Annotated in this window: 18 protein-coding genes; 10 read left to right on the plus strand and 8 right to left on the minus strand. The window is 47.9% G+C overall.

Annotation, left to right across the window (positions count from 1 at the left end; genetic code table 11):
* Positions 1-987 precede the first annotated feature (987 nt).
* From dnaK to AC4BAP_RS13965, 4 genes are all read left to right on the plus strand, one after another.
* Positions 988-2,919: a molecular chaperone DnaK gene (dnaK, locus tag AC4BAP_RS13950; RefSeq protein WP_490583279.1), complete on the plus strand. Its 1,932-nt coding sequence runs from the start codon at positions 988-990 to the stop codon at positions 2,917-2,919.
* A gap of 153 nt (positions 2,920-3,072) precedes the next feature.
* Positions 3,073-3,273: a helix-turn-helix domain-containing protein gene (locus tag AC4BAP_RS13955; RefSeq protein ID WP_490583280.1), complete on the plus strand. Its 201-nt coding sequence runs from the start codon at positions 3,073-3,075 to the stop codon at positions 3,271-3,273.
* Positions 3,273-3,599, plus strand: a complete 327-nt coding sequence (locus AC4BAP_RS13960) for a HipA N-terminal domain-containing protein (protein WP_490583281.1) — start codon at positions 3,273-3,275, stop codon at positions 3,597-3,599. The genes AC4BAP_RS13955 and AC4BAP_RS13960 overlap by 1 nt, the downstream gene beginning before the upstream one ends.
* A 92-nt stretch (positions 3,600-3,691) precedes the next feature.
* Positions 3,692-4,576, plus strand: coding sequence for a HipA domain-containing protein (locus tag AC4BAP_RS13965; RefSeq protein ID WP_490583282.1), 885 nt, complete (start codon positions 3,692-3,694; stop codon positions 4,574-4,576).
* A gap of 45 nt (positions 4,577-4,621) precedes the next feature.
* Here AC4BAP_RS13965 and purE read toward each other — a convergent pair whose 3' ends face one another.
* Both purE and AC4BAP_RS13975 read right to left on the minus strand, forming a co-directional pair.
* Positions 4,622-5,146 carry a 5-(carboxyamino)imidazole ribonucleotide mutase gene (gene purE, locus AC4BAP_RS13970; protein WP_490583283.1) on the minus strand — a complete coding sequence of 175 codons (525 nt, stop codon included), beginning with the start codon at positions 5,144-5,146 and terminating at the stop codon, positions 4,622-4,624.
* A gap of 3 nt (positions 5,147-5,149) precedes the next feature.
* Positions 5,150-6,280, minus strand: coding sequence for a 5-(carboxyamino)imidazole ribonucleotide synthase (locus AC4BAP_RS13975; protein ID WP_490583284.1), 1,131 nt, complete (start codon positions 6,278-6,280; stop codon positions 5,150-5,152).
* A gap of 248 nt (positions 6,281-6,528) precedes the next feature.
* Here AC4BAP_RS13975 and AC4BAP_RS13980 point away from each other — a divergent pair, with 248 nt between their 5' ends.
* The 3 genes from AC4BAP_RS13980 (at position 6,529) to AC4BAP_RS13990 (ending at position 9,852) form a co-directional block, all read left to right on the plus strand.
* The gene (locus tag AC4BAP_RS13980) at positions 6,529-7,152 is read left to right on the plus strand and encodes a MarC family NAAT transporter (protein WP_490583285.1); all 624 of its coding nucleotides are present in this window, start codon (positions 6,529-6,531) and stop codon (positions 7,150-7,152) included.
* Between the two features lie 500 nt (positions 7,153-7,652).
* Positions 7,653-8,684, plus strand: coding sequence for a uroporphyrinogen decarboxylase (gene hemE, locus AC4BAP_RS13985; protein WP_490583286.1), 1,032 nt, complete (start codon positions 7,653-7,655; stop codon positions 8,682-8,684).
* Between the two features lie 61 nt (positions 8,685-8,745).
* On the plus strand, positions 8,746-9,852 hold the full coding sequence (locus AC4BAP_RS13990; RefSeq protein WP_490583287.1) for a porin: 1,107 nt from the start codon (positions 8,746-8,748) through the stop codon (positions 9,850-9,852).
* Positions 9,853-9,957: 105 nt separating this feature from the next.
* Here the strand turns inward: AC4BAP_RS13990 and AC4BAP_RS13995 are convergent, their stop codons facing one another.
* The 5 genes from AC4BAP_RS13995 to AC4BAP_RS14015 form a co-directional block, all read right to left on the minus strand.
* Complete coding sequence (locus tag AC4BAP_RS13995; protein WP_490583288.1) at positions 9,958-11,757, minus strand: TrkH family potassium uptake protein; 1,800 nt, start codon at positions 11,755-11,757, stop codon at positions 9,958-9,960.
* A complete protein-coding gene (locus AC4BAP_RS14000) occupies positions 11,738-12,757 on the minus strand; it encodes a bifunctional heptose 7-phosphate kinase/heptose 1-phosphate adenyltransferase (protein ID WP_490583289.1) in 1,020 nt (339 codons plus the stop codon). The genes AC4BAP_RS13995 and AC4BAP_RS14000 overlap by 20 nt, the downstream gene beginning before the upstream one ends.
* The gene (locus AC4BAP_RS14005) at positions 12,757-13,971 is read right to left on the minus strand and encodes a pyridoxal phosphate-dependent aminotransferase (protein ID WP_490583290.1); all 1,215 of its coding nucleotides are present in this window, start codon (positions 13,969-13,971) and stop codon (positions 12,757-12,759) included. Before AC4BAP_RS14005 ends, AC4BAP_RS14000 begins: the two co-directional genes overlap by 1 nt.
* Before the next feature lie 424 nt (positions 13,972-14,395).
* Positions 14,396-15,004: a recombination mediator RecR gene (gene recR / locus AC4BAP_RS14010; protein WP_490583291.1), complete on the minus strand. Its 609-nt coding sequence runs from the start codon at positions 15,002-15,004 to the stop codon at positions 14,396-14,398.
* Between the two features lie 13 nt (positions 15,005-15,017).
* Positions 15,018-15,305 carry an ATP-dependent Clp protease adaptor ClpS gene (locus AC4BAP_RS14015; protein WP_490583292.1) on the minus strand — a complete coding sequence of 96 codons (288 nt, stop codon included), beginning with the start codon at positions 15,303-15,305 and terminating at the stop codon, positions 15,018-15,020.
* 244 nt (positions 15,306-15,549) lie between these two features.
* On the opposite strand from AC4BAP_RS14015, the gene AC4BAP_RS14020 reads away from it, so the two are divergent.
* The 3 genes from AC4BAP_RS14020 to AC4BAP_RS14030 all read left to right on the plus strand — a co-directional run bounded on the left by AC4BAP_RS14020 (position 15,550) and on the right by AC4BAP_RS14030 (position 18,978).
* The gene (locus AC4BAP_RS14020) at positions 15,550-17,712 is read left to right on the plus strand and encodes a S9 family peptidase (protein ID WP_490583293.1); all 2,163 of its coding nucleotides are present in this window, start codon (positions 15,550-15,552) and stop codon (positions 17,710-17,712) included.
* 165 nt (positions 17,713-17,877) lie between these two features.
* Entirely contained in the window at positions 17,878-18,423 is a 546-nt protein-coding gene (locus AC4BAP_RS14025; RefSeq protein WP_490583294.1) for a hypothetical protein, read from the plus strand.
* A gap of 6 nt (positions 18,424-18,429) precedes the next feature.
* Complete coding sequence (locus AC4BAP_RS14030) at positions 18,430-18,978, plus strand: hypothetical protein (protein WP_490583295.1); 549 nt, start codon at positions 18,430-18,432, stop codon at positions 18,976-18,978.
* A gap of 191 nt (positions 18,979-19,169) precedes the next feature.
* On the opposite strand, the gene AC4BAP_RS14035 is transcribed toward AC4BAP_RS14030, so the two are convergent.
* On the minus strand, positions 19,170-19,934 hold the full coding sequence (locus AC4BAP_RS14035; protein ID WP_490583296.1) for a DUF6503 family protein: 765 nt from the start codon (positions 19,932-19,934) through the stop codon (positions 19,170-19,172).
* Positions 19,935-19,972: the final 38 nt, after the last annotated feature.

Raw genomic sequence — 19,972 nt, forward strand, 5'->3', positions numbered from 1 at the left:
ACAGGAAAGCGGTGCAGGAACACTCCCACGCCGCTTTACCGCATCCGATTGGCACTGGCCAACCTCTTCGACGAACTTAGCTATTACTCTAGGTTAAAAAGTTCGGGATGATTCATGTTTTATTTTGGACATGTTTGGACAATTAATTTCGTAGGGACAGGTCGCAACCCAATGCCGTCAATTTGAGGATTTTGTAAAGCTGATTCGGACATCCTTGTCCGGATCTTTTTCTGCTGCGGACTTCTTAGTCCGCACATTACAGTAATATGGGGATTAGGAAATCCCCGGCAGAAAAAGATCCGGACTAAGAAGTCCGAAAGAGCTTTCCACTTAAATTGACGGCATTGGTTCGAGACCTGTCCGTGTTTCGGGTAAGAGCGGCCTCAGCTACAATACACTTCTCCCCTATTGCTCTTCGGGATTTGTAATCCCGAAGTACATACTATCAGGATTTGCAATCCGCTTTTATACTTTTGAAATAGCTTGCTGCTCTGCTAAAGGCAATGTTGAAGTCGGATTACAAATCCTCTCAGTAGGTGCTTTCGGATTGCAAATCCGAAAGAGCGGAGTAATTGTTCTAAATTAAGTCGTCTTCCAACCACTCCTAATTGCAATTCCGAAAGAGGTTTTGCGTATGAGCTCCGTTGCTAGGCAATCGTTCGGACAAGTCACGACTTGTCCCTACAAAAGGCCTCACATAAAGGAACTATAAACTGGATATTTGGAAAACATTACATTGGAAATAAGGGGATGACAGACTATAAAAGCAACACCCTACCCGTACTTAGAGTAAACCAAAAGATCACTTTGCAATAATGACACATTGCTACGGATACCAAATTTATTTATCAGACAAAAACCGAAAGCGCAAAGCAGTGTTGTGACAGAATGACATAAAAAATGGCGCATTTTCCCCTTGGCACACGGGTTGATATAAAAGAGGCAACACTAAAATTGAATTGAGGAACTATATAATAAAACTATAGAATGGGAAAAATAATAGGTATTGACTTAGGTACAACCAACTCTTGCGTTGCCGTAATGGAAGGTAACGAGCCAGTGGTTATACCAAACAGCGAAGGCCGCAGAACTACTCCGTCTATCGTTGCTTTCCTGGATAACGGAAACGGCGAGCGTAAAGTAGGTGACCCGGCTAAACGTCAGGCGATCACAAACCCGCACAACACAATTGCTTCTATCAAGCGCTTTATGGGCCACAGCTACGATGAAGTTAGCGAAGAGGCAAAGCAGGTTTCTTACGAAGTAGTAAAAGGCAGCAATAACACCGTGCGTGTTAAGATCGGCGACAGAGAGTATACGCCACAGGAGATCTCAGCAATGGTGCTTCAGAAGATGAAGGCTACAGCAGAAGACTACCTGGGCACAACTGTAACTGAGGCGGTTATTACCGTACCGGCATACTTCAACGATGCGCAGCGTCAGGCTACTAAAGAGGCTGGCCAGATCGCGGGCCTTGAGGTGAAGCGTATCATTAACGAGCCTACAGCAGCAGCGCTTGCTTATGGCCTGGATAAAAAGCACAAAGATCAGAAAATTGCGGTATTCGACCTTGGCGGTGGTACGTTCGATATTTCTATACTTGAGCTTGGCGACGGTGTATTTGAGGTACTTTCTACAAACGGTGACACGCACCTTGGTGGCGACGACTTTGACCAGAAGATCATTAACTGGCTGGCAGAGGAGTTTAAGAACGACGAAGGTGTAGACCTGCGTAAAGACCCAATGGCGCTGCAGCGTTTGAAAGAAGCTGCTGAGAAAGCGAAGATCGAGCTTTCTTCTTCTAACGAAACAGAGATCAACCTGCCATACATTATGCCTGTTGACGGTGTTCCAAAGCACCTTGTTCGTAAACTGACGCGTGCCAAGTTCGAGCAGCTGACTGACGACCTGATCCGTCGTTCTATGGAGCCTTGCAAGAAAGCGCTTCAGGATGCAGGACTTTCTACTTCAGACATCGATGAGGTGATCCTGGTAGGTGGTTCTACACGTATTCCTAAGGTACAGGAAGAAGTTGAGAAGTTCTTCGGCAAGAAGCCTTCTAAGGGTGTTAACCCGGATGAGGTGGTTGCGGTAGGTGCTGCTATCCAGGGTGGTGTATTAACAGGTGAAGTAAAAGACGTACTTCTGCTGGACGTAACGCCGCTTTCACTGGGTATCGAGACAATGGGTGGTGTGTTTACCAAACTGATCGAGGCTAACACAACAATCCCAACCAAAAAATCAGAGACATTCTCTACTGCTTCGGATAACCAGCCTTCTGTGGAGATCCATGTGTTGCAGGGTGAGCGTCCAATGGCGAAGGACAACCGCACTATTGGCCGCTTCCACTTATCAGATATTCCGCCAGCGCCACGCGGTGTTCCTCAGATCGAGGTAACATTCGACATCGACGCAAACGGTATCCTGCATGTAACGGCACGTGATAAGGCTACAGGCAAAGAGCAGAAGATCCGTATCGAGGCTTCTTCTGGCTTGAGCGAGCAGGAAATCGAGAAGATGCGCCAGGAAGCAGAGGCTAACGCTGAGGCTGACAAGAAGGCAAAGGAAGAGATCGAGAAGCTGAACGCAGCCGACTCTATGATCTTCCAGACTGAGAAGCAGCTGAAAGAGTATGGCGACAAATTGTCTGCTGGCAACAAGTCTAACATCGAGAACGCGCTTGCAGAGCTTAAAACTGCACACGGTTCTAAAGACATCGCCGGCATCGACAAAGCTATCGAGAACCTGAACAATGCATGGAGTGCAGCCTCTCAGGAGATGTACAATGCTACGCAGGGTGCTCCGGGAGCTGAAGGTGCTGCAGGTGGTGCAGGCAATGGCCAGCAAGGCGGCGCAGGCGCTACCGAAGACGGCGGTGTAACAGACGTAGATTACGAAGAAGTAGACGGCAACAAGTAAGCCTTAACTTGAAGTATAACTTAAAACTCCCCTGTCGAGATTTCGGCAGGGGAGTTTTTTGTTTATTGAATAGGCAAAATATTGCCTATTATATACAAAATCCCCAGAAATAAAGTATATCTTTACCAAAATAGGCAATATATTACCTGTATTATGAATTTAAATGAGCTTGCTGTTACCCTTAAACACCGGCGAAACATTCTTCAACTTCGCCAAGAGGATGTTGCCGATATAGCAGGCATATCTTTAAGAACGCTTCGGGCTATTGAAAACGGAACAGCAAACCCCTCTATTGAGACATTGCAAAGATTACTGGAGGTATTGGGATTAAAGTTGAAAATAGAACCTAAATAATGGATAGAAAGTGCTTTGTGTATAATAATAGTATTCTGGCAGGCATCTTGGTAGAAACGCCTCAGGGCTATTCCTTTTATTATGATGAAAAGTATTTTCAGGATGTTGAGCAGCCTGCTATAAGCTTGTCCTTACCAAAGACAACAGCAGTACACCACTCACCGGTTCTGTTTCCTTTTTTTTATGGGCTACTTTCTGAAGGTGTTAATAAGCAGACACAATGCCGGCTGTTGCAAATAGATGAGAATGATGCCTTTGGATTGTTACTTAAAACCGCACATTCTGAAACCATCGGAGCAATTACTGTTAAAGAAATAAGAGAATGAGGTGCCTTGGATGTTTAAAGGAGTTGTTGCAGGAAGCATACTGCAAAAAATGCCAAAGGGAGCTCTTTGGTAGCGCTAAGGTGCAACCGAATTTGCTATTTCCATCACCACATACAGCAGACCCAAGCCACTACCTGCAGCAAACCACACGCATATCCATTTCAGGTGTTCAGGTAAAGTATAGCTTAAAACTAGAAGCTGACAAGCTTATACTTACTGACTCAAAGGGGCAGTTTATTTTAAAACCAATACCCTTCGGACTATTCCATAACCTTTCTGAAGCCCCTCCCAATGAACATTTAACAATGCAGCTTGCTCGCCAGGTTTATAAATTGCCAATACCGCCCAATGCCCTTGTGCGCTTCTCAGACGGCACTTTAGGGTATATCGTCAGGCGTTTTGATGTACTGGAGAATGGCACTAAATCATTACAGGAGGATTTTGCCCAGATTGCACAACGTTCAGAACAACTACACGGTAAAAATTACAAGTATGATTTTTCTTATGAAGAAATCGGAGAACTTATAAAACAGACAATACCTACTTACCAGGTTGAGCTGGAAAAGTATTTTAAGCTGATCCTGTTTAACTACCTGTTCTCAAATGGTGATGCTCATATTAAGAATTTCTCTGTAATGCATAAAGCTGAAATAGGATACGTGCTTACACCATTTTATGACTTGTTATGTACAAGGATTCACTCCCCACATGAAAGCGATATGGCCCTGATGCTATTTAAAGATAACAGGTTTAGCAGCGCGTATGAGAACTACGGTTTTTATACTTACAGCGATTTTGAGGAGTTTGCAGAAATTTTGGGCATCAGGCCAAAACGTTTTCAAAACATAGTTGAAAACATGCTAAGCAACGAAAAAGCAGTGACCGCCTTGGTAAATGCGTCCTTCCTAACCCAGGATATTAAAGAGCTATACATACAATCGTACTTTGATAAGAAAAAGCGGATGATCATGTACTAAAAAAGCCGCTGCTTTTGAGGGCAGCGGCTGTGTGTCAACTTAAATCTAATCCAGATCCCTATCTCCTCGCTTCAACTCCTCCACGGAGCGCATCACTTTGTCCTTCAATCCGGTTTTATACTTCTCCAGTTTGTCTGCCACAGCGGCATTTGATGTACCGATGATCTGGGCAGCAAGTATACCTGCGTTAAGCGCACCATCCAAGGCAACAGTAGCCACAGGCACGCCACCCGGCATCTGAAGTATAGACAACACCGAATCCCAGCCATCAATAGAGTTACTCGATTTTACAGGCACCCCGATCACAGGTAAGGTTGTGATGGAGGCCACCATACCCGGCAAGTGCGCTGCGCCGCCAGCACCAGCAATAATCACTTTAAGTCCACGCTTTTTTGCGTTCTCGGCATACTCGAACATGCGGTGCGGAGTGCGGTGCGCCGACACGATGGTAAGCTCGTAAGGCACGCCAAGGGTTTCTAATATTTCGGCGGCAGCGTCCATTACTCTAAGGTCGGACTGGCTGCCCATGATGATGCCAACTAAGGGTTGTGGTGAATGTTGATCGGCCATGGTTTATGCTATTACTTTGATTACGTTTCTGATTTGCTCGGCACGCTGTCGTGCTTCCTCCACATCCTTTCCAAGTACTGTGATGTGTCCCATTTTGCGGGCAGGGCGTGTATACTTTTTACCGTATAGATGGATGTAAACACCCGGAACGGCCAAGGCATCCTGCAAGCCTTCATACTTTGCTTCACCTTCGTAGCCAGGTTCACCCAACAGGTTCAGCATAACGGCAGCGCTTTGGATTTCGGTAGAACCCAGTGGCAGGTTAAGTATGGCGCGCAGGTGCTGCTCGTATTGCGAAGTATAATTTGCCTTGATGGTATGATGCCCGGAGTTGTGTGGGCGTGGGGCTACCTCGTTTACCAGTATCTGCCCGTCTTTTGTCAGGAACATTTCTACAGCAAGTATACCTACCATACCAAAGCTTTCGATAACGCGGGTAGCAATCTCGATGGCGTGGCGCTGCAGTTTATAAGGCACATTGGCAGGTGCGAAAAGCGAGTCTACCAGGTTGTGCTCCGCATGGAAGCTAAGTTCCACCACCGGAAAAGCTGTTACCTCACCGCTTTCGTTACGGGCCACGATCACGGATATCTCTTTTTCAAAATTCACCAGTTTCTCCAGCACCGACGGTTCCTCAAAGGCGTCCAGTGTGTCGGCAACGCCTCCCAGCCTTTTAACACCACGGCCATCGTAACCTTCGCGGCGCAGCTTCTGGAATGCCGGTAAAAAATGTAGGTTATCCTCCAGTTCTGCTTTGTCTTTCAATATCAAAAAGTCAGAGGTAGGGATGTTGTGCTTTTTGTAAAACTCTTTCTGGAGGCCTTTATCCTGAATGGTGCGCACTGTCAGGGCATCCGGGTATACTTTCACACCCTCCTGCTCCAGTTTTGCAAGGGCATCGGCATTAACGTGCTCAATCTCTATGGTAACGATGTCGCAGTTCTTGCCAAACTCATAAACAGTATCGAAGTCGCGGAAGCTACCCACATAAAATTCGTTGCAGATATCTTTGCACGGAGCGTTCTCATCGGGGTCCAGAACCAGTGTGTAGAGGTTAAAGTCTAGTCCGGCCTGCATCAGCATACGTCCCAGCTGTCCGCCGCCAAGTATGCCCAGCCTTACTTCTCCTTTCATAGATGTGTTAGGTTTAAGGTGATGGTTTACCAAAAATACGGATTATGAGTGGAGACGAAAGACAAAAGGCAAAAGATATGAGATTTTTTATCAGTTAATTTTAGCTATCAGGCATTTATACAAACTATTCCTTTAGCCACACAATCATGCGAGTTTACAAATTACCAATAATGCTTGCTTATACTTTGTACTTATATTTAATTAAAACTATATTGTAAGCTATACTTTTCAGTACTATTTCACCATTTATGGAAATCATACTTGCCACCTTTTCTGCGCTGTTCTCCGTTGTGAACCCTTTCGGGGCCATGCCTGTGTTCTTGACCCTTACCCAGGACGACACGCCGGCCAGCCGCAACCAACAGGCGTTAAAGGCATGCTTATACATGGTGGGCATTCTGGCAGTATTTTTCCTGGCGGGGCAGTATGTGCTTAACTTCTTCGGCATCCGTATCCACGACCTGCGCATTGCCGGCGGCCTGATGATCATGCGTGCCGGTTTCGAGTTGCTAACTCCGGGTGCCAGTAAAAAGAAGATCTCACCGGATGTGGTGGAAGAAGGACAGTTAAAAGAAGACATCTCGTTTACACCACTGGCCATGCCCATGCTTTCCGGCCCCGGTGCTATTGCGATAAGTATAGGCTTGTTTACCACTTCGCTGTCTTACTTGGATATGTTTTTTATACTTATCGGGATCATACTGCTGGCAATTGTAAGCTATATCATACTTCGTTTCTCGCACCAGCTAACGCGTTACATGGGTAAGTCTGGTTTGGCAGCCCTGTCCCGCATCATGGGCTTTATCGTACTCTCTATCGGGGTTAACTTCATCGTTTCGGCCCTTTTTGCGCTGTTCTTTACAGAAAAATAGTAAAAGTATAATCCCTTCGTAGGGACAGGTCGCGACCCAATGCCGTCAACTTAAGGGAAACGCTCTTTCGGACTTCTCAGTCCGGAAGCTTTCTGCCGGGGATTTCCTAATCCCCATTTTACTGTAATGTGCGGACTAGGAAGTCCGCAGCAGAAAAAGATCCGGACAAGGATGTCCGAATCAGCTTTACAAAATCATTAAATTGACGGCATTGGGTCGCGACCTGTCTGCTCAATATACTCACCTATGAAACTACAAGCATAAATACAGACAGGCTCTAAACATCAAACATCCTGTCCATCCTTCTTTGAAATCCTGGAAATCCTGATTCAGATAATTTTGCCGGTGCACGATTCGGACAGGTCGCGACCTGTCCCTACGATTCTTTTATACTTTCTCTACCCGACTGATAACTTTCATTCTGCTGCCAGCGTTCAGGCAAACGGTTGATGATAAGAATCACTTTCTGACAATCACCAATTTTACCTTATCTTTGCACCATGCAATTAAAAAATGATCTTCTTATCAGAGCTGCCAAAGGTGAAGTAGTAGAACGCACCCCGGTTTGGCTCATGCGCCAGGCAGGGCGTATTTTACCTGAATACAGAGCAGTACGCAATAGTTTAAGCGGATTTAAGGAACTGGTAGAGACCCCTGATCTTGCAGCTGAGGTTACCATCCAGCCCGTAGACATCCTGGATGTGGATGCTGCCATCATTTTCTCCGACATCCTGGTGGTGCCTGAGGCAATGGGCTGCACCTACGAAATGATTGAAAAGCGTGGCCCGCTGTTCCCGAAAACTGTTCGCACGGAAGAAGATCTGAAGCAACTGCGCGTGGCAGACCCGCATGAGCACCTGCACTATGTTTTGGACGCCATCAAGGTAACAAAGAAAGCGCTGAACGGACGTGTGCCGCTTATCGGTTTTGCCGGTGCCCCCTGGACTATACTTGCCTACATGGTAGAAGGCAGCGGATCTAAAACGTTTTCGCAGGCACGTGGCATGCTGTACAGAAATCCGCACCTGGCGCACCAGTTGCTGCGCATGATCACCGATACAACCATTGCTTACTTAAAGGCACAGGTAGAGGCAGGCGCCAACCTGATCCAGATATTCGACTCGTGGGCAGGCATACTTTCGCCGGCACATTACCGTGAGTTTGCTTTGCCGTACATCTCTGAGATCTGTGACGCTATAAATGAGGTACCAGTAACTGTATTCGCCAAAGGCGCATTCTTTGCCCTTGAAGATTTCAGCAAACTGAACTGCGAAACCATCGGCCTTGACTGGAACATGGAGATCGCTAAGTCGCGCAAAGAGGTTGGACCAAACAAAACCCTGCAGGGCAACATGGATCCATGCCTGCTTTACAGCTCGTTCGATACCATTGAGCGTGAGACAAAAAATATGCTGAAGGAGTTTGGCCCGCACCGCCACATTGCCAACTTAGGCCACGGCGTTTACCCGGATACTGACCCTGAGAAAGTAAAATGCTTCGTGCAAACGGTAAAGGAATATAGCACAAAATAGCAGTCAAACCCTTTATTTCAGTTTGTAGTAGAAGTATAAAACTGAAATAACGAGAAACTGCTTGAGAGCATTTATTTGTAAAGCCGGTTTATACTTGTTCCTGATTATCTTATCAGGTTATCCGGCTTTCTCTCAGCCAGACAGCACCCAAATATCCACAGGCCCCGAAGTTACTTTTTCTGGGTTTGTGGATATTTTTTATGCTTATGATTTTAACAAACCCGAAAACAGCATCCGCCAGCCGTTCCTTTTCAACCACAACAGGCACAACGAGTTCAACCTGAATCTGGCGCTGGTTAAGGCATCTGTTACGCATAGAAAATACCGGGGCAACATTGCGTTACAGGCCGGAACTTACGCAGCAGACAATTATGCCGCAGAAGAAGTGATGCTACGGCATGTATTTGAAGCAAACGCTGGAGTTGCCTTAAACTCAAGTAGCAATCTTTGGTTTGATGCCGGTATATTTCCTTCGCACCTGGGTTTTGAGAGCGCCATCTCCACAGAGAATCCTACCCTTACCCGCTCATTGGTTGCCGAAAACTCTCCATACTTTCTGGCCGGTGCCAAGCTAAGTCACATGCCCACATCCAACTGGACACTGGCAGCTATTATCACGAACGGTTGGCAAAGAATAAGACGCGTACCGGGCAATTCGCTACCCTCTTTCGGAACACAGGTAAACTACTCACAGGAGAATTATACTTTGAACTGGAGCACTTTTATAGGTACCGATGACCCGGATGTAACCCGCCGCATGCGCTACTTCAACAACTTCTATGCAGTGATAAGTATAAGCGAGGCCCTGGATCTTACCGCTGGCTTTGACATTGGGGTGCAGCAAAAGACTAAAGGCAGCAGTTCATTTGATGCGTGGTACGGCCCGACGGCCATTGCACGCTATACCTTTAACCCGGAGTGGGCAGTGGCTGCCAGAGTAGAATACTATGCCGATGAACATGGCGTGATCATACCTGTGCCCTCCCCGGAAGGGTTCAAGACCACAGGCACATCCCTTAATATTGATTATACTCCTTTTAGAAATATTGCTTGCAGGTTGGAGGGCAGGTGGTTCAGGGCCAGCGATCAGATATTCGAAAAAACCGGCGGCCTTACCCGAAACAACGTTTTCCTGGTAGCTTCCTTAGCGATAAGTATAAACAGGTAGTATAGACGTAGTTAAAGTATAAAGTAAGCGGTCCACCCCCAAACTCTCTAACTCCTTAACTCTCTAACTCCTTAACTCTCTAACACCTTAACTCTCTAACTCCCTTTATCCAACCGCCAGGTGTGTGTCCGGGTATCTGTGGTTGGTGGATGGGGCTTTTGTGCTTAGCGCCAGTGCCAATGTAAGCGTACCCACCCTACCTATGTACATCGACAGGATAATGACCGTCTTGCCATAGTCAGATAAGCCGGCTGTTATACCAGTGCTCAATCCTACTGTGGCAAACGCAGACACCTGCTCAAATGCAAGCCGCATGATATCGAACTGCGCATCCGTAATAGACAGGACGAAGATGAAGAATATGTTTAGAACAGCGGCAAACGTAAAGATGGAGAAAGCCTTATAGGACACATAGTGCGGTATGGTGCGGTGCCCGATCTCCATGTTGCGTTTGTTCTGGATAGTTGCCAGTACAGAGATAAGTATAACCGTAAAGGTAGTGGTCTTGATACCGCCACCCGTAGAGCCCGGCGATGCCCCGATGAACATCAGGAAGATAAACATCAGAAGCGTGGGCACATTCAGGGCGGAAATATCTACAGAATTAAAGCCTGCAGTACGCGTGGTAACCGACTGAAAGAAAGAAGTTACCAAGGCCTCCGCAAAGTTAAGTTCAGAGAGCGTGTTGTAATACTCCAGTAAAAAGAAACCCACCGTACCCACAAAAATCAGGGCTGCCGAAGTATAAATTGTCACACGGGAAAGCATTTTCCAGTTCTTCCAGGGTGCGTTCAGGCGCGCGCGCATGGACTTCGGCGACAGCACATCAAGTATAGTTGGGAAACCGATACCGCCGAAGATGATGAGCATGGCCACCACCAGGTGCAGTACATAAGCAAACCTTACCGGCTGGGTATAGAGACCTTCGGGATACAGCGAGAAACCGGCATTACAGAAGGCCGACACCGAATGGAAAACAGAGTAAAACAGCTTCGTACCCAGGTTTTGAAACTCAGCTGCTGGTCCCCAGGAGGCAAAGATTACCGCGGCCCCAATAGCCTCGATAGTAAAAGTCAGGAAGATCAGCTTTTGTAATAACCCTTTGGTAGAGTATAAAGACTCGCTTTCAAGCAATTCGTGCATGGCAACGTGTTGCCTAACCCCTACCCCCTGCCTCATAAGCGAGGCGAAGAATGTGGCAAAGGTAAGTATACCCAAACCACCCATCTGTATCAGCATCAGCAGCACCACCTGCCCTGCAAAGGTGAAGTAAGTGCCAGGGTCTACCACGGCAAGGCCTGTTACGCAGGAGGCGCTTGTCGCCATAAAAAGGGCATCCACAAATCGCATCCCTTCCGGTGCATTGGTCATTTTAGGCAGCATGAACAGGCCGGTGCCTAACAACACCAGAAACACAAAGCTTAGCAGGAACGTGATGGATGGTTTTACTTGTACCGCCTTCAGGTGCACCTTGGTTTCGAGCAGTTCGATAACCAGCAGCACCAGCATGTACATGGAAACCATAACCCTGTATAGTTCCACAGAAAGCGGTATGCCTATTCCTTCAAATACATTGTAGACAACAGGAAAGTCCAGCACATAGGTACCGATCTGGTTTATGAATACAATGGCCATCAGAATGCCCTCAAACCAGGTTCGTTTTATGAACTTGACCCGCTCAAAGGCATAAAGTATGCGCAGCACATAAATGATAACGAAAATAGCCAGTATAGCATCGATGGCATAAAAAAGCATGTGCAGCTTTACCGGACTTTCTACTACGCCATGCGCATAAATAAGTAAACCCACAGCCAGCACCGACAGCACATAGGTGGTGCGGCGCATCAGGGCGTAGGCTCTTAGCTTACTGCCGTATAGTATGCGGTTAAGCGTTTCGGTATTCATGCTTATCGAAAAGCTGGAACTGTTTTGCCTCTTCGAAAAGGCGCTTTTTATCTACTGGTACTACACCCACCTGTTCGCACACAAGTCCGCCTCCCAGGTTGCTCAGGCCAGCCAAAAATTGTGGCGAGGTACCCAGTGCCATACAAAGCGCAGCTATACTTATCACGGTATCACCTGCACCCGACACATCCGAGATAGACCTGCGGTGCGCCTCGATATACGTCTTCTCAGTGCCATTGGCTATAAACACGCCTCTTTCCGAAAGCGTTACCAGCACCTGCTCCGTTTGCAGGGCCTTCTGTAAACTGGCAACAGCATCTTCAAAAGCGTGCAGGTTCTCGTCTGCAAAATCTACCTTCAGGCCCTCGCGCAGCTCTTTCAGGTTTGGCTTGAACAGTGTGCAGCCCACATAGCTCAGGAAGTTCTTCTTCTTAGGGTCTACCACGCTTGGTACACCCGACTCATTGGCCAGTTCTATAAAACGCTTGATATTAGCCTCAGAAAAAACGCCTTTATCATAGTCCTCAAAGATCACCACATCGGCTTTCTTCAGTAATTGCACAAAACGCTCCTCCAGGTGCCGCTCTTCATGTTCCACCAGGTTATGCTCTATCTCGGAGTCAACGCGCAGCAATTGCTGTGCGCCGGCAATAATGCGGTGCTTGATGGTGGTTACACGCTCAGGGCTCTGCACGATGCCTTCCGTAGAAAGGCCTTTCTCTTCCATCAGGCGTATGTAGTCTGCCCCATCCTGATCGTCGCCGATAACAGAGCAAAGCAGCGGCGTTGCGCCCAGTGCCTGCACGTTCAGGGCCACGTTGGCGGCACCACCCAGGCGTTTCTCACGCTTTACCACATTCACGATCGGAACCGGTGCCTCCGGTGAAATGCGCGTAGACTTACCCCACAGGTAAGAATCTATCATCACATCGCCAACAATCAAAACCGTCAGCTTGTCGAAGGCAGCGAACAGCTCTTCTATACTATTGATCTGATCCATTACTGTAGCTTAGCCAGACTGTTTTTAATGCGTCGAAGTGCCTCTGTCAGTTTTTCGTCGGATGTGGCGTAAGAGAAGCGGATACACTGCGGGGCACCAAAGGCCTCGCCGCTTACTACTGCCACGTGTGCATCCATTAGTATAAACATGCTCAGATCCAGTGCCGAGTTGATCACCTTGCCCTCATAGCTCTTGCCAAAATATGCACTCACTTCCGGGAAAATATAGAATGCACCGGAAGGCACATAGGTCTTGAATCCCGGAATTCCCTGCATCAGGTCCAGCACAAGGCTACGGCGACGGCGGTAAGCCTCTACCATTTCCAGCGATGATGCATTACCACCTTTAAGTGCGCCAGCAGCGGCTTTCTGGGCGATGGAGCAGGTACCGGAGGTAACCTGGCTCTGCATTTTATCACAGGCAGCGGCAATCTCTCTGCTGGCTGCAAGATAACCAACACGCCATCCGGTCATGGCATATCCTTTCGAGAAGCCATTTACGGTAATCACACGGTCACGCACCGATTCGATATTGGCCATGCTGGCATGCTTGCCTTCGTAATTGATGTATTCGTAGATCTCGTCAGCTATCACATGCACATTCGGGTATTTTTCCAGTACCTCAGCAATCTCCTGCAATTCCTCCTGGCTGTAAACGGCACCGGTAGGGTTGCAAGGCGATGAATACATGATCAGCTTGGTATTGGAAGTGATTGCTTTCTCCAGCTGCTCAGCGGTTACTTTGTAGTCGTTCTTTAAACGTCCCATTAAAGGCACCGGCGTACCTTCCGCCAACTTCACGATCTCTTCATAAGACACCCAGTATGGCGAGAAAATGATCACCTCATCTCCGGGGTTAACCAGGCATAGCACCGCATTGGCTATACTTTGCTTTGCACCCGTAGACACCACAATATTCTCAGGGGCAAAATCCAGGTTATTGTCACGCTTAAACTTTTTGGCGATCTCCTGGCGTAGCTCCGGGTAGCCTGCTACAGGAGTATAAAAGGTAAAACCCTCGTCAATGGCCTGCTTTGCGGCATCTTTTATATATTGCGGCGTCTGAAAGTCAGGTTCACCGAAGCTTAAATTGATCACATCGAAGCCCTGAGCAGCAAGTTCGCGGGCTTTTTTTGCCATGGCAATCGTCTGAGACTCAGACAAAGCAGAGATTCTATCTGAAAGTATGGTTTTCACCTCTTCAAGTTCGTGCATAAGTAATTGTATTAAGCCGGCAAGTTACTCATAAAGCCACAGACTTTCCAGAAAAACAGTTGAAGGTTTTACCCCACCCCTGCCCTCCCCTAAAAGCAAGGGAGGGAGTTCTGTTAATAAGCTCGCTCAGGCATAAACTCTGTGGTTTCTGCTTAACCTCGCTTCCCACAAGATCCTTTCAGGATGACAATGTGTAATAGCTTTAACTAATATAATAGCAGGAGAATGAGTAAGTAAAATTCCCCGCCTTAGACTCTAAAGGGGGCCCCTTCACCCCCAGGAGGGGTTAGGGGTGGTTGGACCCGGCAGTACTGATAAGAGAGTCAGGAGATACGCACACACTATGCGGCACCAGCTGGGTGACGCATAGTCAAAAAAATACCCCCTCCTGTTTTTAGGAGGGGGCTAGGGGGAGGTAAATACTTTATACTCTGCCGTACACCGTTCTCTCAACAATGCTGCGGCCAAGCGTGATCTCATCAGTGTATTCCAGTTCGCCGCCTACTGGCACGCCGCGCGCAATAGTAGTAATGCGCACATTATGGTCGCGGAGTTTGCGGGTAAGGTAAAACGCTGTAGTGTCGCCTTCCATGGTGGGGCTGATGGCCAGCAACAGTTCCTTTACCTCTGAATTTGGCAAACGCTCCAGCAGCGAATCGATGTGCAGGTCCGACGGGCCGATGCCTTCGATCGGGGAGATAACGCCACCCAGCACATGGTACAAGCCTTTGTACTGCGAGGTATTCTCAATGGCGATCACATCCCGGATATCACTTACCACACACAGCATACTTTTATCGCGCAACGGATTGGAGCAGATGCTACATACTTCAGTATCAGAAATATTATGGCAGGTCTTGCAGTGCTTTACTTCTGTGCGCATCTTCACGATGGCCTCTGCCAGCGAAAAGCTTTCCTCCGACTCTTCTTTGAGCAGATGCAGGGCCAGACGGAGCGCAGTTTTTCTTCCAATGCCGGGTAGCTTTGCCAGCTCCTCTACGGCATTCTCTATTAACTTAGACGGAAATTCCATTCAACCTCCTACTCTATTCAATGTCAGCAGAAAGGTCTTTCTGGTGCAAGTTGGTGCACATGCCTTTCAGTTCATCAAACGTGCCAACCTTTACCGTACACTTGCCTTTATAATGGATAAGCCAGGTACACTGCTCTGCCTGCTCCACAGTATGGCCGCATACTTTGATCAGCGTTTCGATCACATGGTCAAATGTGTTCACGTCGTCGTTGTAAACAACAAGGTTGCGCAGGTCTGTTGTCTCCTCCAGCAGCGCAACGTCAAAATCTTCTTTATGTAAAATATCTGTTTCCCAATTCATAGTACAAAATTACGAAAAACCACCCACTTAACGAAGTATAATCCCAAGTATAAAACGCTTTTGCAGGCTTTGGTTACACGTGCAAAAGGTATAGTTTTTAACAATCCCGAACTGGCTATAATTCCTTATGAACGAAAGTTTCCGGTACAGCTTAAGCCCACCTTGCAGAGGCGCAGTTTTTGCTATATCAGCATAAACATGCTTTCTTGCATATTGATTTTATAACCACAACACCAAAAGCTACATGACAATATCTAACCAGTTAAAAGGGTTGGCCTTTGTGTTTGCGTTTGCCGCTGCCACCTTGCAGCTACAGGCCCAAGACAAAATGCTTACCATGGAAGATGCCATCATCAACCCGGCACTGCAGCCAGAGAACCTGCGCCAGCTAACCTGGATAGCCTGCACCAACGATTATACTTATGTAAAGCAAAACAACGGCGAGCAGGTGCTTATGCGTGGCAATGCAGCTGCAGGCAAAGAAGGCCAGCTGCTTTCGCTTAACACGCTCAGTACCGCTCTGGAGGCCGCCGGCGCTAAAAAGCTGACCAACTTTCCGGCAGTGCAGTGGGCCGATGCCAACACTATGGTGCTAAACACGCAAAACACGGTTTACCACTACAACCTGAAAACCGGCAAAGCCGAGGCCATTACAAAGTATAACCCTGAAGCTGCAAACACCGAACTGGATCCTACCCTGAAGCGCGTTGCCTACACCAAAGACTATAACCTGTACGTGTCTGCACCGGGTGCTGCGGATGTGGCGGTTTCTACGGATGGCACTGTGGCACTGGTGTACGGCGAGGCGGCGCACCGCTCCGAGTTTGGCATTACCAAAGGCACATTCTGGTCTGGTGATGGCAGCAAACTGGCCTTTTACCGCATGGACCAGGGCATGGTAACCGACTACCCACTGGTGGATGTGGCCCCGCTTCCAGCTAAGCAAAACGCCATTAAATACCCGATGGCCGGCGGCAAAAGCCACCATGTGACAGTGGGCGTGTACAACCTCGACACAAAAACCACTACATACCTGAAAACCGGCGAGCCAGCCGAACAGTACCTGACCAACATTACCTGGAGCCCAGATGGCAAGCACCTGTACATTGCCGTGCTTAACCGCGACCAGAACCACATGAAGCTGAACCAGTACGATGCCACCACCGGTAATTTTGTAAAAACACTGCTGGAGGAGAAGCATGAAAAGTATGTGGAGCCGCAGTATGGTTTATACTTTGTGCCTGGCAAACCTAACCAGTTCGTGAGGGTAAGTGAGCGCACGGGCTTCGACCATTTATACTTGTATGATACCAATGGTAAACAAATACGCCAGCTAACCGGCGGCGACTGGATGGTTACCGAAATACTGGGTTTCAATAGAAAAGGTGATGAGCTGTTTTATACTTCCACGGCTGAGAGCCCACTGGAACGCCACATTTACAGCGTTAACCTGAATAACGGCAAGAGCAAAAAACTGTCGCAGGGCAAAGGTACCCACACGCCAAAGCTTAGCCCATTCGGCAACTACCTGATTGACAGCTACACCAGCCGCGACGTACCCAGAGCCATCCGCATCATTACCAGCGATGGCAAGATCACGCAGACACTTTTAACCGCTAAAAACCCGCTTACAGCTTATAAACTGGGCGAGACAAGTATAGTCACCATTAAAGCTGAGGACGGCACAGAACTTTACGGCCGCTTGATTACGCCACCAAATATGGATAAGAGCAAGAAATACCCGGTGGTAGTGTATGTGTACGGTGGTCCGCATGTGCAGCTGGTAACCGATAGCTGGCTGGCAGGCGCTAACCTCTGGATGCATTTGATGGCGCAGAAAGGATATGTGGTGTTTACCCTGGATTCCCGTGGCTCCGGCAACAGAGGCTTAGCTTTTGAGCAGGCAACGTTCCGACAGCTGGGTACTCCGGAAATTGCCGACCAGTTAAAAGGCGTGGAGTACCTGAAATCGTTGCCTTACGTGGATGCAAACCGCATGGGTGTGCACGGCTGGAGCTACGGCGGCTTTATGACCACCTCTCTGATGACGCGCACTCCGGATGTGTTTAAAGTAGGCGTGGCCGGCGGCCCGGTTATCGACTGGAGGTACTACGAAGTGATGTACACTGAGCGCTACATGGACACGCCTGAGCAAAACCCGGAAGGTTACGAGAGCGCCAACCTGTTAAAGTACATTCCGAACCTGAAAGGCAAATTGTTGATGATACACGGCACTGTGGATGATGTAGTGGTTTGGCAACACAGCCTACAGTATCTTAAAACTGCCGTAGACAACGGAATACTGCTTGATTACTTCGTTTACCCGGGCCATCCGCACAATGTAAGAGGCAAAGACCGCGTGCATCTGATGCGGAAAGTGACACAATATCTTGACGAAAACCTCTAAAATTCATACTTTTGTAAGAAGCTGCTCCCAAACAGGGCAGCTTCTTACACTTTTAGCTGCTTTTGTCGTAGGCTTAGATGTTAAGTTTTTTTACGGATACTGATGAAGATAAAAGCAAGCTCCCCTCTGCCCCAACCGGCAAGCAGAGCGGTTAGCAAAAAAAAATTGTCGGACATTAATACTGATGTTACTTATTGGCTTTCTCAGCCTCCCAAGGCCCGTTTGGCGGCCCTGCAGGAACTGCGAAACCAGTACAGATTACTCGTAAAGATGGAGCTGACGAACATTTTTGAAGATTTTATTAAACGGCTGAATGCCGCACAGGCACAGTACATTATTGCGGGCGGGTTTGCCGTCGCCATTTATGGTTACCCACGCTATACCGGCGACATAGACATCTGGATCAACCCAAATCCGGAGAACGCCAAAAAAGTTCTGAGAGCGATTAAAGAGATCGGCTTTTCGGAGGATGATGTGAACATGGAAGACCTCACCACCCCCGACGTTCTTATACAGCTTGGGTATCCGCCAAACCGAATCGATATCTCCACCGGATTAGAAGGCGTACAATTTGCCGGGTGCTGGAGCCGAAAAGCCCTTATGCCTTTCGGGGATCAGATGGCAAATTTCATCAGCCTGGAAGACCTTAAGACAAATAAAAAGGCCACAGCCAGGCAACAGGACCTGCTGGATCTTCAAAATCTTTCCTAGAACGCCATGCCAGCAGTTTCCCCGGCCTTTCGCCAGGCAGTAAAAAAGCTCAGCGACAAAGAAAAAGAAGCGATCATACTTAAAGCTGCCCGCCGCGACGCTGAGCTGTACGACCTGTTGTCGTTTGAGCTGTTGGAGGAAGTTACGCTGGAGGAGGTGTATGAGCAAAGCGCCGACATGATACATGAGCTGCTGATGCATGCCACAGGCCGGAGCCTGCCAAAGGCCCTAACAAAAGCCCTCCGAAAAGCTCTGAAAGAAATTGCGCGCTTCAAGCGCGTCACCAAAGATGCTAAGGCCGAAATTGACCTGCACCTTTATACTTTGCGATTGATCTTTGGCAACTTCACGGGCCAGTTTGATAGCTACTACAAAGGCTTTTATACGGCCACAGCCAGACTGCTACTCCGCACCATGCAGCTTATCCGCAAAAACCTCCACGAAGATTATCACTTGGAGTATAAGTCTGAGCTGGACGATTTTCTGGAGCAGATACACAGCCGGAAAAAGCCGCTGTCTGTAACGTTGCCAAGGGAGTTCGAGACCGGTGATTAAGGGGATTTTAGTGATTTAAGGGATTATGTCTATATGAATAATAAACACGCCGATAAACCATCTCTAAAGCAAGCAGTGCTGTTTCATTCTGGAAAATGTAGCTCTAAAATTCCTATCAAAAAAAAACTCCCTCTCCTGTTGTTAGGAGAGGGTTGGGGTGAGGTGAATCAACAGGTATAGCCAGCGAAAACCTACAACCCTGCCACCTTTACATCTTCCAGGTTAATCTCTGACACCTTCTCTAATTTCCCTGCCTCAAAAGCCTTGTCGTAATTCTCCAGCGGGAATTTCTCCTTAGAAGTATAATTGATGTAATCCTGGAACAGCACTCCTCCTACTTCTCTTGGGTTTACTGCCTCCCGGAAGCGCGTGCCAATAGAGCCATCTTCTTCTTTGTAGCTATAGGCCAGGTAATCCATAGTATGCTTGCTCTGATGGAACCAGTACACATAGGTATCCTCATGGTCTTTGCCTCCCCCCTCTTGTGCAAAAGTAACTTTTACTTTGTGGTAGGGCTCTCCTTTGATGGTAGCCTCGCCCAGGTACTCTTTCTGCACAGCCGCATCGTTTAAAAAGTATGGCAGCAGCGCAAAGTATACCACACTATTTACTGACGAGGTAAAGGCATCTTTTCTTTCTTGCGGCAACTCCACCTCCACATCATCGGCAGTGCGTTTAAAACCGCTGTTGCTCATTACATCGTGTATGCGCTGACCCGTAGAGTCATCTGTAAAAGTGCGGCTGTACACGTAAGCGCCCTGGTCGCGGAGGGCACGGTAATGCCTGCCCCGGAAGTTGAACGTTACTATTGCCTGGTTCAGGTGCTCACCACCATGCACAGCAATGGCCTGATCCACGATCTGTTGCGCATCAGGGGTACTAGTTTGAGTGCAGGCACTGAGTAAAAGTATGGCAAGTATAAAACCTGTGCTTAGGATGGTCTGTATCTTTCTCATTTCAAGGTGCTTTATTAGGCCCAAAGTTAGGAAGCCTG

Source organism: Pontibacter sp. GD7, from assembly GCF_058216375.1.